Below are 15,368 nucleotides of genomic sequence, written 5' to 3' on the forward strand. Positions count from 1 at the left end.
CCGGATTTCCCCATTGTCCGATAACGACGACCACAAGCCCGGCGAGCCGCCGGGACCCTCAGATATTCGTCCCGTTTCCATTCTCGACGAGATGAAGAAGTCCTACCTCGATTACGCGATGAGCGTGATCGTGTCGCGTGCGCTGCCCGATGCGCGCGACGGGCTCAAGCCGGTGCACCGGCGCATCCTCTATTCGATGCATGAGCAGGGACATACGCCGGACAAGAAATACGTGAAATCCGCACGCGTCGTCGGCGACGTGATCGGTAAATATCACCCGCATGGCGACCAGTCGATTTACGACGCGATGGTCCGCATGGCGCAGGATTTCTCCCTGCGCGTGCCGCTGATCGACGGCCAGGGCAATTTCGGTTCGGTCGACGGCGATCCGCCGGCCGCCTATCGATATACGGAAGCGCGGCTGACCCGGGCGGCGCTTGCCGTTCTGGCCGACATCGACATGGAAACCGTCGATTTCCAGCCGAACTACGACAACTCCGAAAAAGAGCCGTCGGTTCTGCCGGCCCGGTTCCCGAACCTCTTGGTCAATGGCGCCGGCGGCATCGCCGTCGGCATGGCGACCAACATCCCGCCGCATAATCTCGGCGAGGTGGTCGATGCCTGCGTGGCGCTGATCGACAATCCGGCGCTCACGATCGACGAGCTGATCGACATCATTCCCGGACCGGACTTCCCGACCGGCGGCGTCATCCTGGGCCGCCAGGGCATTCGCAGCGCCTACCATCTCGGCCGCGGCTCGATCGTGATGCGCGGCAAGGTGACGATCGACACGATCAGGAAGGATCGCGAAGCGATCATCATCACCGAAATTCCCTATCAGGTGAACAAGGCGACGATGGTCGAGCGCATCGCCGATCTCGTCAAAGAGAAGAAGATCGAGGGCATCGGGGACCTGCGCGACGAGTCCGATCGTGACGGCTATCGCGTCGTCATCGAGCTGAAGCGCGAAGCGGTGCCCGACGTGGTGCTGAACCAGCTCTACCGATTCACACCGCTGCAGACCAATTTCCCGGCCAACATGCTGGCGCTGGATTCCGGCCGTCCGCAGACGATGAATCTGAAGGACCTGCTCACCATCTTCGTCGCGTTCCGCGAGCAGGTGGTGACCCGGCGGACCAAGTTCCTGCTCGGCAAGGCGCGCGACCGCGCCCACATCCTGGTCGGCCTTGCGATCGCGGTCGCCAACATCGACGAGATCATCCGCGTCATCCGGACCTCGCCCGATCCGAACACCGCGCGCGAGGCGCTGATGTCGCGCGACTGGCCGGCACGCGACGTCGAGGCGATGATCACGCTGATCGACGATCCCCGACATCGCATCAACGAGGACGGCACGCTGCGGCTGTCGATGGAGCAGGCCAGGGCCATCCTCGACCTTCGCCTGCAGCGCTTGACCGCGCTGGGGCGCGACGAGATTTCCGAAGAGCTCGACAAGCTCGCGGCCGAGATCGCCGACTATCTCGACATCCTGCGCTCGCGCGCCCGCGTGCAGGGCATCGTCAAGACCGAGCTGGCCGAGGTGAAGCAGCAGTTCGCCACCCCGCGCAAGACCGTGATCATCGAGCAGGAGGGCGAGGTCGAGGACGAGGACCTGATCCAGCGCGAGGACATGGTCGTCACCGTGTCGCATGCGGGCTACGTCAAGCGCGTGCCGCTGTCGACCTACCGGGCGCAGCGCCGCGGCGGCAAGGGCCGCGCCGGCATGCAGACCCGCGACGAGGATTTCGTCTCACGCCTGTTCGTGGCCTCGACCCACACACCGGTGCTGTTCTTCTCGTCGCGCGGCCAGGTCTACAAGGAGAAGGTCTGGCGGCTGCCGATGGCCGCGCCGAACGCGCGCGGCAAGGCGCTGATCAACATCCTGCCGCTGGAGCAGGGCGAGCGCATCACCACGATCATGCCGCTGCCGGAGGATGAATCCTCCTGGGCCAATCTCGACGTGATGTTCGCGACGACCGGCGGCACGGTTCGCCGCAACAAGCTGTCCGACTTCGTCGACGTGCGCCGCTCCGGCATCATCGCCATGAAGCTCGGGGAAGGCGAGGCGATCGTCGACGTCCAGATCTGCACCGAGCATGACGACGTGCTGCTGACCGCCGCCGGCGGACAGTGCATCCGTTTCCCCGTCACCGATGTGCGCGTCTTCACTGGCCGCACGTCGATGGGCGTGCGCGGCATTGCGCTGGCCGAGGCCGACAAGCTGATCTCGCTGGCGATCCTTCGCCATGTCGAGACCACCTCGGATGAGCGCTCGGCGTACCTGAAGATGCGCCGCGCGGTGGCCGGCGAGGCCACGACCGAGGAGCCGGTCGAGGCCGAGGGCGAGGAGACCGCGAATGCGATCCAGCTGTCGCAGGAGCGCTATGCCGAACTGTCGGCGGCAGAGCAGGTGGTGCTGACCGTCTCCGTCAACGGCTATGGCAAGCGGACCTCGTCCTACGAGTACCGCACCACCGGCCGCGGCGGCAAAGGCATCGTCGCGATGAGCGTCAACAACCGCAACGGCAACCTGGTGGCGTCGTTCCCGGTCGAGGACGCCGACCAGATCATGCTGGTCACCGACAAGGGCCAACTGATCCGCTGCCCGGTGGCTGACATCCGCGTCGCCGGCCGCTCGACCCAGGGCGTGATCGTGTTCGACACCGCCGAGGACGAGCACGTGGTCTCGGTCGAGCACATTCCGGAAGAGGAAAACGGCGAGAACGGCAACGGCGGCTAGCGCCGCCGTTTCGATTAACCCGCAGCCGGAATGCAGCCAACGGGCGTGCAACATGCGCGCCCGTTGACAGGCTCCGGGAATCCGGCGGCCTGCCTCACGCCCCTGGCCCAAGGGCAACGCCCTATGCTTTGATGGGTCCGGCGGATCTACCGATCTCGGGAGGCCGTTTTGACCGATCATCGCGTTGAACGGCGGCTTGCAGCGATCCTCGCGGCTGACGTGGCCGGATATAGTCGGCTGACCGGCCTGGACGAGGAAGGGACACACGTCCGGCTCAGGGAGCGTCTGCGTGGACTCGCTGATCCCAAGATCAGCGAACACCGCGGCAAGGTCGTCAAGCACACGGGCGACGGCGTGCTCGCCGAGTTCGGCAGTGTCGTGGATGCGGTGCGTTGCGCGATTGAGGTCCAGCGCGCAATGGCCGAGCAAAATGCCATGGTACCGCAGCTCAAGCGGATCGAATTCCGCATTGGCATCCACGTCGGCGACATCATCGTCGATGAAAACGATATCTTTGGAGACGGCGTCAATATTGCCGCCCGCCTTGAAGGGATCGCGGATCCCGGCGGGATCTGCATCTCGGACGATGCGCAACGTCAAATCCGCGGCAAGGTCGATGCCGTGTTCGAGGACATGGGCTCGCAGAACCTGAAGAACATTGCTGAGCCGATGCGCGCGTGGCGATCGAGGGTAAATGCGGGCCATCCCGCGGGCGCGCCGATCGAGCCGCCGGTCGACAGCGCGCAAGCTCTGGCGCTCCCCGACAAGCCGTCGATCGCCGTGCTGCCGTTCGAGAATATGAGCGGCGACCCCGAGCAGGAATACTTCGCGGACGGAATGGTCGAGGAGATCATCACCGCGCTGTCGCGCTTCAAATGGCTGTTCGTGATCGCCCGAAATTCGAGTTTCACCTTCAAGGGCCGGGCGGTCGATATCAAGGAGGTCGGCCGCAGGCTTGGCGTCCGCTATGTCCTTGAGGGGTCTGTGCGAAAGGCCGCGGGGAAGGTTCGCATCACCGGGCAGTTGATCGATGCGGTGACCGGAACGCACATCTGGGCAGACAGGTTCGAGCGCGACCTGACGGACATATTCGCTCTCCAGGACGAGGTGACCGTCGCCGTCGTTTCGGCCATTCAACCAAAATTGTTGCAGATCGAAATCGGCCTGTCGGCACGGCGACCGGAGAACCTCACCGCCTATGATTTCTATCTCCGCGCCATGCAGCAGCATTACCTGATGACCGCCGACGGGTTGGCCGAGGCGATCAGGCTGGCGCATCGTGCTTTGGAGCTTGACCCCCGGTTCGGCTTTGTCGCCGCTCTGGCAGGTCTCGCGCACATGCAGAACATCCTTTGGGGGCATGCCGTCGATCCTCAATTTGACCGCAAGGAAGCGGTTCGGCTGCTTCGCCTGGCATTGAGCATCGACGATGGTGATGCGGAGACATTAGCCTGGGTTTCCCTCACCTCGGCGTACATGGCCGGCGATTGTGAGAGTGAGATCGAATTGGCCGACCGGGCGGTCGCTCTCAATCCGAATTCATATCGCGCATGGACAGCCAGAGGCAGTGTCTATCGAGTTGCCGGGCTTCCGGATGAAGCGGTCCGGAGTTTTGAACGCGCCATCCGCCTGAGCCCGTTAGACCCGCGGCTACCCATCACGTTTGTTGGGATGGGGATGGCCTTCATCGAGCTTCGCCGCTTTGACGAGGCCATCGTCGCAGCGAACAAATGCCGGCGCCAGAATGCCTCCTATTCGCTGGCTTACCGTTGTCTCGCGTCCGCGTTCGCCCATCTCGGACGCGACTCGGAGGCGCGAGAGGCGGCGGCGCTCCTGCTTCAGCTCGATCCCGCCTTTACAATATCCGCAATGATCGCCAGGGGCGGGTACCCAAACGCGCAGCTGTTGATCGAGGGGCTTCGGAAGGCGGGATTGCCCGAATGAATTGTGCCTGCGGGCGCTGACGAGGTGGCCAGCGAACCAAATCCGGTGGCTTGCGGTGCGGTTTCCATTGTCCCGGATTGCGCTTCGCTTCATCCGGGCTACGCAGGCGACGAGATTAAATCTCGATCTCCGTCCCGAACTCCACGACCTGTCCGGTCGGCACGCCGAAGAACGCCGCCGACCGTTCGGCGTTGCGCTGCAGGAACGCGAATAGCGATTCCCGCCATACCCACATGCCTGGAATGTCTTCCCTCGGAATGATGGTCTCGCGGCCGATGTAGTAGGTCACATCGGTCAGACGCAGACCGGGCAGTTTGCCCTGACGGCAGGCGAGCTTCAGCCCTTCGTACACGGTCGGATATTGCATGAAGCCGTAACGCAGGATGACCCGGATGATGCCCGGGGTGACGTCGTGAACCACAACGCGATCCTCGTCCGAGATGCGCGGGGATTCCTCGATCTGGACGGTGACCAGCAGCACGCGCTGGTGCAGCACGTGGTTGTGCTTGACGAACTGGGTCAAGGCAAGCGGCACGCCGTTGGGGGCAGAGGCGAGGAATATGGCGGTGCCCGGCAGCCGGCTGTGGCACTTGTTGACCGCGGTCTCGATCAGATCTTCTTCCGGCTGACGCAGCTTGCTGCGCGCCGTCTCGACCAGTTTCACTCCGCCGCGCCAGGTCAGCATCAGGAAGGCCACCGCAGCGGCGAGCAGCAGCGGGAACCAGCCGCCTTCGAACAGCTTGGTCGAGTTCGCCGCAAAGAAGATCGCGTCGATCACGAAAAAGAAGCCGTTCACGGCGATCACGATGATCGGCGAATAGCCCCACTGGATCGCGACCAGCGCTGCAAGCAGCGTGGTGATCGCCATCAACAGCGACACTGCGATGCCGTAGGCGCCGGCGAGCGCGTCGGAACTGCCGAAGGCGAGCACCGCGCCGAGTGTGCCGGCGGCGAGCATCCAGTTCACCAGCGGCACGTAGATCTGCCCGATCGCATCGCTCGTGGTGTGCTCGATGTGCATGCGCGGCAGGAAGCCGAGCTGGATCGATTGCTGGGTCAGCGAGAACACACCCGAGATGATGGCCTGCGAGGCGATCACGGTGGCGATGGTCGCGAGCAGGACGAGCGGGTAATGCGACCAGTCAGGCGAGAGTTGGAAGAACGGGTTTTCGATCGCGGTCGGGTCGGTGATCAACAGCGCGGCCTGGCCGAAATAGTTCAGCACCAAAGCGGGCAGGCAGACAGCGAACCAGGCGAGCCGGATCGGAAAGCGGCCGAAATGCCCCATGTCGGCATACATCGCCTCACCGCCGGTCACCGCGAGGAAGGCGGCGCCAAGGATGGCGAAGCTGACGTGAAAATCCTGATGGATCAGGAAATCGAATGCATAGAGCGGGCTCAGCGCAACCAGCACGCCGGGCGCCTTGACGATGCCGTGAATGCCGAGGGCTGCCAGCACAGCGAACCAGAACAGCATCACCGGGCCGAAGATCCTCCCGATGAAGCCGGTGCCCTGCTTCTGCATCATGAACAGGCCGATCAGGATCACGACGGTGATCGGCACCACCGCAGGGGTCAGCGAGGGCGCGTCGACCTTGAGGCCCTCGATTGCCGACAGCACCGAAATGGCCGGCGTGATGGCGCCGTCGCCGTAGAGCAGGGCGGCGCCGATCAGGCCGACCACCAGAAGATGGGCGCGCCAGGTGCCGGGCGCCGCGTTGCGCGCCGAGAGCAGCGCCAAGAGCGCGACGATGCCGCCTTCGCCGCGGTTGTCCGCGCGCAGGATCAGCATCGCGTATTTGATCGAGATGATGAGGATCAGCGCCCACAGGATCAGCGAGACCACGCCGAGCACCGCGCTCTCGGTGAGGGGACCGCCATGGGTGGCGGCCTTGGCGGCTTCCTTCAGAGCGTAGAGGGGGCTGGTGCCGATGTCGCCATAGACGACGCCGAGGGCACCGAGCGTGACGGCAACCGGGATCGGACTGGACGGGGGGTGGCCAGAAGAAACGATGGCGGGCGTACTCGTCACGGCAATCCCCCGATGGCTGCGCCCGCCGGATCATCCGGCCGGGCGCCTTAGACGATAGTCTGCGACGGGACGTCGCAAATTACCATTGGGTTTTGTGTGACGGCCTGACCTTACGCCAGGCTTACGAGGGAGTTCGATTGAATGCGGGCTACGGGGTACGGTCGGCGGTAACCAGGCGGGCTTCGCGAACCGCCGTCTTGTTGCCGGCGCTGCGCAGGCACGAGGCCTCGAAGTTCGGCCAGGCTTGCTGCGAGCAGTCCTTGCCGACCGGGTGGACGTCGAGACGGTCGCTCTTGGCCAGCGGCTGCGGCGTGGAGGCTTCGACCTGCGGCGCAAAGCCCGGCAGCACGGTGAGCGCAGCGGCAATGAACGCGGCAACAGCGATGGCGGAAAGTGCCTTGATCATGACGGTCCCCAGTTGATCGGGCCGCCCGGGCCCGTCGTTTCGTTGTCCAATGTCTACCGGCCGCAAGTTTCCTGGTGTCTTCGCCGCCCCGCGAAATGGTTTCGTCGCGGACCGCTTCTGTTTCGTCCGCCAACGGCCGACGAAACATTCACCCTCGTAGACGCTGGCATCCCAGGACTCGTTCACTGGACGACTGGAAATTTGTTTCGAGCGGGCGATGGAACCCGGGCGGCTTGCCGGGGAGAGCCGGGCGGGTTAGGAGGGACCATGTCCCGTATCGCGATCTATCCCGGCTCCTTCGATCCCGTCACCAACGGCCATCTGGACGTGGTGAAACAGGCCGTCTTCCTCTGCGACCGCCTGATCGTCGCCATTGGCGTCCATCCCGGCAAGAAGCCGCTGTTTTCCATCGAGGAACGGCTGGCCATGGTCCATGAGGTGTTCGACCCCATCGCCCAGCAGGCGGGCTGCGCCTTCGAAAGCGCAACCTATGACAATCTCACGGTCGCAGCGGCGCGCGCGGCCAAGGCCACGCTGATGATTCGCGGCCTGCGCGACGGCACCGATCTCGATTACGAGATGCAGCTTGCCGGCATGAACGAGGCCATGGCGCCCGAGGTGCATACCGTATTCGTTCCGGCGTCGGTTGCGGTCCGCCCGATCACCGCCACACTGGTGCGCCAAATCGCCCAGATGGGCGGCGACTTCTCTGCATTCGTGCCGTCATCGGTCGCAGCTAGCCTGAAGGCCAAGTTCGCCGGCTGATCCCGGCGGCCTGCCACACCTCAACGTTAAAGCTCCGGAGTTGCCATGATCCGCATTCTTGCATTCGTTGCCGCGCTGCTCTGCGTCGTGCCCGCGGTCGCGCAGCCGCTGCCGGCCAATCTCGACAAGGCCGATGCGATCGTGATCGACACCACCAAGGGCCGCATCGTCATCAAGCTGCGCACCGACATCGCGCCCAAGCATGCCGAGCGCATCAAGCAGCTGGCGCGCGAGGGCTTCTACAACAACGTGCCGTTCCATCGCGTGATGGACGGCTTCATGGCGCAGACCGGCGACGGCCAGAACTTCAACGGCACCGGCGGCTCGAAATATCCGAACCTGAAGCAGGAATTCTCCCAGGTCCCGTTCAAGCGCGGCATCGTCGGCATGGCCCGGCGCGGCGACAGCGTCGACAGCGCCAATTCGCAGTTCTTCATCATGTTCGCCGACGGACCGAGCCTGAACGGCCAGTACACCGTGATCGGCGAGGTGGTGCAGGGCATGGACGTGGTCGACAAGCTGAAGAAGGCGTCTGCGGGCTCTCCTGGCGGAGCCGTCACCGATCCCGACAAGATGGTGAAGGTGCAGGTCGCATCCGACATCAAGTGATCCGCATGGCGGCGCGCTGCAAACCACTCGCCTGGTTCGCCGCGCCGCTGGTTTGCCTGACGCTGGCCGTACCGGTGCAGGCCGAGCCGGAGCAACTCAATACGATCAAGGACGTTGTTCTTGCCATCCACCGCTGCTGGCGGCCGCCGCCGGCGGAGAAGGCCGGCCCGATCGACATCACCGTCATTGTCAGCTTCAACCGCGAGGGCGCAATCCTCGGACATCCCAGGATCAGCTATGAATCGCAGGAGGCGACCGACAACGACCGGATTGCGTACCGGATCGCGGTGATGGAGACGTTGCAACGCTGCACGCCGTTGCCATTTACCGAGAGCCTGGGCGGCGCGGTCGCCGGCCGTCCATTCGCAATCCCGTTCAGGAATAAGAAGTATCCACCCCGAAGCCAGGAGAAGCGAGCATGGCTGCTACCGAAAATACTCTGATCCTCGAAACCACGCAGGGCCCGGTCACGATCGAGATGCGCCCGGATCTCGCGCCCGGCCACGTCGCGCGGATCAAGGAGCTGGTGCGCGAGGGCTTCTACGACGGCATCGTGTTCCATCGCGTGATCGACGGCTTCATGGCGCAGACCGGCTGCCCGCAGGGCACCGGCATGGGCGGCTCCGGCAAGAAGCTGAAGGCCGAATTCAACAAGGAGCCGCATGTCCGCGGCACCGCCTCGATGGCCCGCGCCGCCAATCCGGATTCCGGCGACAGCCAGTTCTTCATCTGCTTCGACGACGCCTCGTTCCTCAACGGCCAGTACACCGTCTGGGGCAAGGTCACCGAGGGCATGGAGAATGTCGACAAGATCAAGCGCGGCGAGCCGGTGAAGGATCCGGACAAGATCGTCAAGGCGCGCATGGCCGTCGACGCGACGTAAGTCAAACACTCCGTCATTCCGGGGCACGCGAAGCGTGAACCCCAATGCGCAATCGCGCATTGTGGAATCTCGAGGTTCCGGGTTCGATGCTGTCGCATCGCCCCGGAACGACGTTGCTGAGTAAGATGCGCACCGACCTCTTCGACTTCGAACTACCCCCGGAAAGCATCGCGCTTCGCCCCGCGAGCCCGCGCGATGCCGCGCGGATGCTGGTGGTGCATCCGGAAGGCGTGCTGCGCGACGCCTCGATCGCCGACCTGCCGCAGTGGCTGGAGCCGGGCGATCAGATCGTCGTCAACGACACCAAGGTGATCGCGGCGCAGCTCAAGGGCCGCCGGATCGGGCGCGACACCGAGCCGAAGATCGAGGCGACCTTGATCAAGCGGCTCGACGGCTCGCGCTGGCAGGCGCTGGTGAAGCCGGCGAAGAAGCTCAGCCCCGGCGACACCATCCGCTTCGGCAATGAGGGCAGGGTCTGCCTGCTCGGCAATCTCGATGCAGAGGTCGAGGCGAAGGGGCAGGAGGGCGAGGTGACGCTGTCATTCTCGTTCCATGGTCCGGTGCTCGACCAGGCGATCGCCGATGTCGGCGCCACGCCGCTGCCGCCCTACATCGCCTCCAAGCGCACGCCTGACGAGAAGGACGTCAGCGACTACCAGACCATGTTCGCCGCCAATGAGGGCGCGGTCGCCGCGCCCACGGCGGGGCTGCATTTCACGCCGGCGCTGGAGGCCGCGCTGAGGAGCCGCGGCGTCCAGTTGCACCGCCTGACGCTGCATGTCGGGGCAGGGACGTTCCTGCCGGTGAAGACCGAGGAGACCTCGGAGCACAAGATGCATGCCGAATGGGGCTGCGTCACCGCCGAGACTGCTTCCGCCTTGAATGCCGCGCGCGCAAAGGGCGGCCGGATCGTCGCGATCGGCACCACGTCGCTGCGGCTGCTGGAAAGCGCCGCCAATGCCGACGGCACCATCCAGCCGTTTGCGGCGGAAACCTCGATCTTCATCACGCCGGGCTACCGCTTCCGCGCGGTCGATATTTTGCTGACCAACTTCCATCTGCCGCGCTCGACGCTGTTCATGCTGGTCTCGGCCTTCTCCGGCCTCGAGACGATGCAAGGCGCCTACGCCCATGCGATCAGGAACGGCTACCGGTTCTATTCGTACGGCGATGCGTGCTTGCTGTTTCGCGCAGGCAGGTAGTTAAGCGAGCTCAACTTTGTCGCCGTCACCCCGAGGTGCGAGCGGAGCGAGCCTCGAAGGATGACGGGACTGAAGGCGGGACAACATGTCCGACGTCGTCCCTGCGAAAGCAGGGACCCATAACCACAGGGTTTAATTGTTGAGGAAGGCTGTGGCCCCAGCCCTGCGCAACAATGGCCTTCGGTGGTTATGGGTCCCGGCCTTCGCCGGGACGACATTGAATGTTTGGCACCGCTCCTCCGCCATATATTCACATTCTCTGAGGTGGCCGCTTCTTCAGCGGCCCTCGAAGGGCGACGGCCCCACTGGGGTCGATGCATCCTTCGAGACGCCCGCTGCGCGGGGGGCCCTCAGGATGACGGTCCTTACATTCACGCCATCGCACGCTCAGGGAGCAACTCGGCAATCTGCACCGCGTTGAGGGCGGCGCCCTTGAGCAGCTGATCGGCCGCGACGAACATCGAGATCGAGTGGCCGCTGGGGTCGCTGAGGTCCTTGCGGATGCGGCCGACCAGCACGTCGTCCTGGCCGGAGGCGTCGATCGGCATCGGGAAGTAGTTCTTGGCGCGATCGTCGACGACCTTGACGCCCGGCGCCTGCGCCATGATCGCGCGCACCTGGTCCTCGGTGATCGGCTTCTCGCATTCGAAGGTGATCGCCTCGCAATGCGCGCGCAGCACCGGCACCCGCACGCAGGTAACGCCGACCGCGATCTTCTCGTCCTCGAAGATCTTGTGGGTCTCCTTGATGACCTTGGTCTCCTCGTCGTTGTAGCCGGTCTCCGGATCAACAGCGGTGTTGTGGTTGAACAGGTTGAAGGCGTAGGGGTGCGGCATCACCTTCGGGGTGTAGACCTGTCCGTTCAGATTGGCGCGGGTGGACTCGACGAGCTCCTCCATCGCGGCTGCGCCGGCGCCGCTCGCGGCCTGGTAGGTCGAGATGATCACGCGCTTGATGCGGTTCTTCTGATGGATCGGCCACAGCGGCACCAGGGCGGTGATGGCGGCGCAGTTCGGGTTGGCGATGATGCCCTTGTGGTCGCGGATGCGGTTGGCGTTGATCTCGGGGATCACCAGCGGAACGTTCGGATCCATCCGGAACGCCGAGGAATTGTCGACCACGACGGCGCCGGACTTCACCGCAAGCGGCGCGAACTTCCTGGAGATGCCGCTGCCGGCCGAGAACAGCGCGATGTCGACGCCCTCGAAGGCGCGCTCGGTCAGTTCCTCGATCACGACCGGCTTGCCGCGGAAGCTGACGGTCTTGCCGGCCGAGCGGGCGCTCGCCAGCGCCTTCAGCTTGCCGACGCGGAAGCCGCGCTTGTCCATGGTGGCGATGAATTCGGCGCCGACGGCGCCGGTGACGCCGACAATTGCGACGACGGGATCGTTACTCACTTTGTCCTCCATTCGAGTTCTATTTCAGGCAACAAAAAAGCCCCGGACCTTCATCAGGCGGGGCTTCGGGCAGAGATGATGCGGTTCGACCGACTACGCGCGCACGCCTCCCGAGGCCCCGGAGGGCTTGGTGGTTTTGCTGGTGCGTTTGGTCGCGGTGATCATGGCTCGGACTTATGCGGGACAGATCGGCGTCCGTCAACGGCTTTTGGGCGAAAACTTGGCGATGCCCGCCTGGAGCATTTTCGGTTCTGATTGAATCAGAACCGAAGCTCTAGCTTCTTGTTTTGACGCGCTTTCTTCACGCGAACTGCTGTCCGCTTCGCTCAAAAACGCTCTTGGCCTCAGCGCCTGCGCGCGCCGGGCGGTTCGAGGATCACCTCTTTCAGGTCGCTGCCGGCGAGCACGACGATGACGAAATTGAGCTTGCCGCGTTCGCGCATCAGGCCGCCGCTGATCGCCTTCCCGGAGGTCGTGCGCTCGGCCACCCGCACGGCGTCGGCGAGGCGATGCCGGAGCGCCTTGAGCACGACGAGGTTGTCACGGTCTTCGGCGCCGAGCGACTTCAGCGGCGCGGCGGCCTCGCCACCCACCACTTCGCCGGTCGCCGCGTCGATGGCGTGCCGCCAGATGCGGTCCTGCTGCATGGTCTTGACCCGGTAGACCGCGGGCTCCGACGCGCCGTCGAAGCTGATGTCGGCGGTGATCGAACCGGAATGCAGCGCCTCCGCAATCGCCATCGCCTTGCGCAGCGAGATCTGGGCCGCCTGGAAGCTGTCGAGCTCGCGGCGAACCGTGTGCGCGTCGAGCGCGGTGTCGTTGTCCTGCGGGGTGAGCGCTGCGGCCGTCGAGCTCGTGATCGCGTGCGCCGGCGTCGCGAAGGGCAGGGCAATGAGCGCGGTTGCCAGCAGCCGCGTGCCGAATGCCCAATGCCGCAGTGCGTGTAATCGTCCCGTCGTCATGGTCGCATCCGTCGCGTCGAACCGCCGCCCGGGCAGAGAAAGTGCGGCCGACCTTTGTTAGTCAGAGGTCGGCCGCCGAACGTTCAGACGGAGCGATGGCGGCAGCTCCGTCGTGACGATCGAAGTTACAAGGCGACACGAAACCGTTGGGGGGCTGAACTTGGGTCTCGCGTCTCATTGCAACTAAACAATACGGTTTCGTTCTGTTTCCTTCAAGGCTCATCACGACAACGTGTGAGGCGATGCAACGATCCTGTCAGCGGGCCGGCCGGCGGCGCGCCTTCGTCGCTTCTTTGGCCGCATCGCGAAGCCGGTCCTGCGGCCCGACGGCGCCGGCGAGAAACAGCCGGATCGAGACTTCCATCCGGGTCTCGGCGGTCTTCATGTCAATCGGAGTTCCGAATGTCGCCATCCGGTGGGTGTGGCCGACCACCATGTTGAGGAATGTCTCGGCCGCGATCGTGGTGTCCTCGAGGTCGAGGGCGCCTTTGTCGACCAGATGGTCGAAGAAATCCGCCGTGGTGGACACCGCTTTCGACCAGCCTTCGTCGACGGCCAGCTTGGCGACCTCGGGGAAATTAATTGCCTGCGCGGTCAGGATCCGGCTGAAGGCGATGGAGTCGGCGCTGCAGTTCAGCACCAACAACTGACGCCCGAGCTCGGTCAGCCGTTCCTCGACCGAACCGTCGCAGTTGCCGCCGGCCTGCGCTTCGGCCGCCGCGGCGGCGAGCGGGGCAAGCCAGCGGGCGATCTCGCGGCGGAGCACCGCGGCGAAAAGGCCGCGCTTGTCGCCATATTGACCGTAGACGGTGGGCTTGCTGACGCGGGCGGCCTCGGCCACCGCGTCGATCGACGTCGCATCGAAGCCGCGCTCGAGGAACAGGCGGGTGGCGACCTCGATCAGCCGCTGGTCGCGCTCGATCGCAGCGTCCCGCGTCGGCCGGCCGCCGCGTGACTTGATCACGCCGCGCTTGGCCACCTTGGCCTTGGTTGCGGTCAATCCCATTTGCCCATTCATCTCGTTGTGCGTCGGACGGGTCCGTCCGGTCTATAACCCGCGCCGAGCGGATTCGTCCATTCGGCGGTACCGGGAGCAGGCCGCTTACGGCGGCGTCGCGGTCCAGGCCTGCCCGGCGGCGGCCTTGTCGTATCCGTACTGGTAGAGCGCGCGCATATAGGCGGTGTCGAAGCCCTGCGTTTCCGGCGCCGGATAGTCACGCTCGATGTAGGACAGATGGAAACCCAGCCGGTTGCGTCGGGCGAAGTCATAGGTCGAGAGGATGACCGAGCGCGTCTGCGCCTGCGTGATCGCGGAGATGCTGCGGGAGGCGACGTCGATCGTCGAGTTCGACACCAGCTCGAAGTTGCCCTCGAGCTTCTTGTTGACGAGGATGTAGATGTTCATACGGCTGTTGGCGGGCCAGCCGCGCTCGCGGAACAGCAGCGCATCCGGCAATGTCAGCACCGGCGCGGTCACGCCGCCGTCGACATGCATCTCCTGGAAGCGGCGGCCCTGGCCCTCGGCGTCGATCATGATCGGCGGAAACACCAGCGGGATGCTGGCGGAGGCGGCCATCACGTCGCGAAACAGCTGTAGCGCCTCGGGCGTTCCGACGGCGGCGATTCGCCCCATGTCCCAGATTACCGTGCGCTGGGTGTCGAGATCGGTGGTGACGATCAGGAGCTTTCGGCCCTTGGCGTTTTCGTGCGCCACCTCGCTCAGGATCTCCGGACCGACGTAGCGCGCCACCAGTTCGCGCAGCCGCTTGTTGCCGAACAGCCCGGAGCCGAACAGCACCCGCATCAGGCTCGGATCCTGCAGCAGGCTTTCCGCGATGCCCGAGGTGTAGACCTCCTTCAGCGTGTCGTCGTAGCGCGGGCCAAGGAAGGCAAAGGGCGCAATCAGTCCGCCGGTGCTGACGCCGGAGACGACCGAAAAGGCCGGGCGGTTGCCGGCCGCGGTCCAGCCGTTGAGGACGCCCACGCCATAGGCGCCGTCGGCACCGCCGCCCGAGAGGGCGAGATAACTCGTGATCGGCGCGACGCTGCGCTTCTCGAGCTTGAATTTTGATGCCGGCTCGTCGGCATAGCGGCGCAGCCCATCGAGATCGAGCACGCGGGAATTGGCGGCGTCGGCGGCCGTGTAAGGCATCCGCGGCAGCGAACTGCAGGCCGAAAGCGCTAGGGCGAGGCCGCACAGCAGCACCGCCTGCCGGATCGCGCAGGCAGCCGTCATCCAAGGGCCGGCGCCGGCGGGCCGGACGCTAGGGGTAAGACCATCTCTGCCAGTCACGTTCGCGGATCGACGTCGCTGCGGGGAGCCGGTTGCCATATTGTCGTCATAAAACGACACGGTTTCGTTTTGTTTAAGCTAGCTGATGATGCAAGGCAAGCGTCCGGCCGGTTGTCCGTGTTCACGAAGTCGCGC

14 protein-coding genes are annotated in these 15,368 nt (G+C 64.8%); 8 read left to right on the forward strand and 6 right to left on the reverse strand.

Annotated elements, in window-relative coordinates; genetic code table 11:
• Positions 1-13: 13 nt before the first annotated feature.
• Both gyrA and ACVWY5_RS16385 read left to right on the forward strand, forming a co-directional pair.
• Positions 14-2,740: a DNA gyrase subunit A gene (gyrA, locus tag ACVWY5_RS16380; protein WP_028332101.1), complete on the forward strand. Its 2,727-nt coding sequence runs from the start codon at positions 14-16 to the stop codon at positions 2,738-2,740.
• A 168-nt stretch (positions 2,741-2,908) separates the two neighbouring features.
• On the forward strand, positions 2,909-4,684 hold the full coding sequence (locus ACVWY5_RS16385; RefSeq protein ID WP_028332100.1) for an adenylate/guanylate cyclase domain-containing protein: 1,776 nt from the start codon (positions 2,909-2,911) through the stop codon (positions 4,682-4,684).
• A gap of 115 nt (positions 4,685-4,799) precedes the next feature.
• On the opposite strand, the gene ACVWY5_RS16390 is transcribed toward ACVWY5_RS16385, so the two are convergent.
• Together ACVWY5_RS16390 and ACVWY5_RS16395 are read right to left on the reverse strand one after the other, a co-directional pair.
• Entirely contained in the window at positions 4,800-6,698 is a 1,899-nt protein-coding gene (locus ACVWY5_RS16390; protein ID WP_050384392.1) for a potassium transporter Kup, read from the reverse strand.
• A gap of 166 nt (positions 6,699-6,864) precedes the next feature.
• Entirely contained in the window at positions 6,865-7,122 is a 258-nt protein-coding gene (locus ACVWY5_RS16395) for a hypothetical protein (protein WP_028332098.1), read from the reverse strand.
• Positions 7,123-7,389: 267 nt separating this feature from the next.
• Here ACVWY5_RS16395 and coaD point away from each other — a divergent pair, with 267 nt between their 5' ends.
• The 5 genes from coaD to queA all read left to right on the forward strand — a co-directional run bounded on the left by coaD (position 7,390) and on the right by queA (position 10,581).
• Positions 7,390-7,887, forward strand: coding sequence for a pantetheine-phosphate adenylyltransferase (coaD, locus tag ACVWY5_RS16400; protein ID WP_028332097.1), 498 nt, complete (start codon positions 7,390-7,392; stop codon positions 7,885-7,887).
• Positions 7,888-7,932: 45 nt separating this feature from the next.
• A complete protein-coding gene (locus ACVWY5_RS16405; protein ID WP_028332096.1) occupies positions 7,933-8,496 on the forward strand; it encodes a peptidylprolyl isomerase in 564 nt (187 codons plus the stop codon).
• Positions 8,497-8,501: 5 nt separating this feature from the next.
• Positions 8,502-8,939: a hypothetical protein gene (locus ACVWY5_RS16410; RefSeq protein ID WP_028332095.1), complete on the forward strand. Its 438-nt coding sequence runs from the start codon at positions 8,502-8,504 to the stop codon at positions 8,937-8,939.
• Positions 8,915-9,379, forward strand: a complete 465-nt coding sequence (locus ACVWY5_RS16415) for a peptidylprolyl isomerase (protein WP_028332094.1) — start codon at positions 8,915-8,917, stop codon at positions 9,377-9,379. Before ACVWY5_RS16410 ends, ACVWY5_RS16415 begins: the two co-directional genes overlap by 25 nt.
• A gap of 125 nt (positions 9,380-9,504) precedes the next feature.
• Positions 9,505-10,581: a tRNA preQ1(34) S-adenosylmethionine ribosyltransferase-isomerase QueA gene (queA, locus tag ACVWY5_RS16420; RefSeq protein ID WP_028332093.1), complete on the forward strand. Its 1,077-nt coding sequence runs from the start codon at positions 9,505-9,507 to the stop codon at positions 10,579-10,581.
• A gap of 371 nt (positions 10,582-10,952) precedes the next feature.
• On the opposite strand, the gene ACVWY5_RS16425 is transcribed toward queA, so the two are convergent.
• On the reverse strand, positions 10,953-11,990 hold the full coding sequence (locus tag ACVWY5_RS16425; protein WP_028332092.1) for an aspartate-semialdehyde dehydrogenase: 1,038 nt from the start codon (positions 11,988-11,990) through the stop codon (positions 10,953-10,955).
• Positions 11,991-12,108: 118 nt separating this feature from the next.
• On the opposite strand from ACVWY5_RS16425, the gene ACVWY5_RS16430 reads away from it, so the two are divergent.
• On the forward strand, positions 12,109-12,237 hold the full coding sequence (locus ACVWY5_RS16430; RefSeq protein ID WP_283087423.1) for a hypothetical protein: 129 nt from the start codon (positions 12,109-12,111) through the stop codon (positions 12,235-12,237).
• A gap of 85 nt (positions 12,238-12,322) precedes the next feature.
• Here the strand turns inward: ACVWY5_RS16430 and ACVWY5_RS16435 are convergent, their stop codons facing one another.
• From ACVWY5_RS16435 to ACVWY5_RS16445, 3 genes are all read right to left on the reverse strand, one after another.
• Positions 12,323-12,940 (reverse strand): PepSY domain-containing protein, encoded by a 618-nt coding sequence (locus tag ACVWY5_RS16435; RefSeq protein WP_050384363.1) that lies wholly within the window; start codon positions 12,938-12,940, stop codon positions 12,323-12,325.
• Positions 12,941-13,196: 256 nt separating this feature from the next.
• Positions 13,197-13,946, reverse strand: a complete 750-nt coding sequence (locus ACVWY5_RS16440; RefSeq protein WP_028332090.1) for a TetR/AcrR family transcriptional regulator — start codon at positions 13,944-13,946, stop codon at positions 13,197-13,199.
• A gap of 96 nt (positions 13,947-14,042) precedes the next feature.
• On the reverse strand, positions 14,043-15,176 hold the full coding sequence (locus ACVWY5_RS16445) for a patatin-like phospholipase family protein (RefSeq protein WP_028332089.1): 1,134 nt from the start codon (positions 15,174-15,176) through the stop codon (positions 14,043-14,045).
• Positions 15,177-15,368 lie beyond the last annotated feature (192 nt).

Source organism: Bradyrhizobium sp. USDA 3256 (assembly GCF_054058275.1).

Bases quoted from the DNA above. Each gene is read 5' to 3' on its own strand.
- ACVWY5_RS16405 (WP_028332096.1), top strand. From the start codon at position 7,933: ATGATCCGCATTCTTGCATTCGTTGCCGCGCTGCTCTGCGTCGTGCCC.
- ACVWY5_RS16415 (WP_028332094.1), top strand. From the start codon at position 8,915: ATGGCTGCTACCGAAAATACTCTGATCCTCGAAACCACGCAGGGCCCG.
- ACVWY5_RS16395 (WP_028332098.1), bottom strand. From the start codon at position 7,122: ATGATCAAGGCACTTTCCGCCATCGCTGTTGCCGCGTTCATTGCCGCT.
- queA (WP_028332093.1), top strand. From the start codon at position 9,505: ATGCGCACCGACCTCTTCGACTTCGAACTACCCCCGGAAAGCATCGCG.
- ACVWY5_RS16440 (WP_028332090.1), bottom strand. From the start codon at position 13,946: ATGGGATTGACCGCAACCAAGGCCAAGGTGGCCAAGCGCGGCGTGATC.
- coaD (WP_028332097.1), top strand. From the start codon at position 7,390: ATGTCCCGTATCGCGATCTATCCCGGCTCCTTCGATCCCGTCACCAAC.
- ACVWY5_RS16445 (WP_028332089.1), bottom strand. From the start codon at position 15,176: ATGACGGCTGCCTGCGCGATCCGGCAGGCGGTGCTGCTGTGCGGCCTC.
- ACVWY5_RS16435 (WP_050384363.1), bottom strand. From the start codon at position 12,940: ATGACGACGGGACGATTACACGCACTGCGGCATTGGGCATTCGGCACG.
- ACVWY5_RS16425 (WP_028332092.1), bottom strand. From the start codon at position 11,990: ATGGAGGACAAAGTGAGTAACGATCCCGTCGTCGCAATTGTCGGCGTC.
- ACVWY5_RS16410 (WP_028332095.1), top strand. From the start codon at position 8,502: ATGGCGGCGCGCTGCAAACCACTCGCCTGGTTCGCCGCGCCGCTGGTT.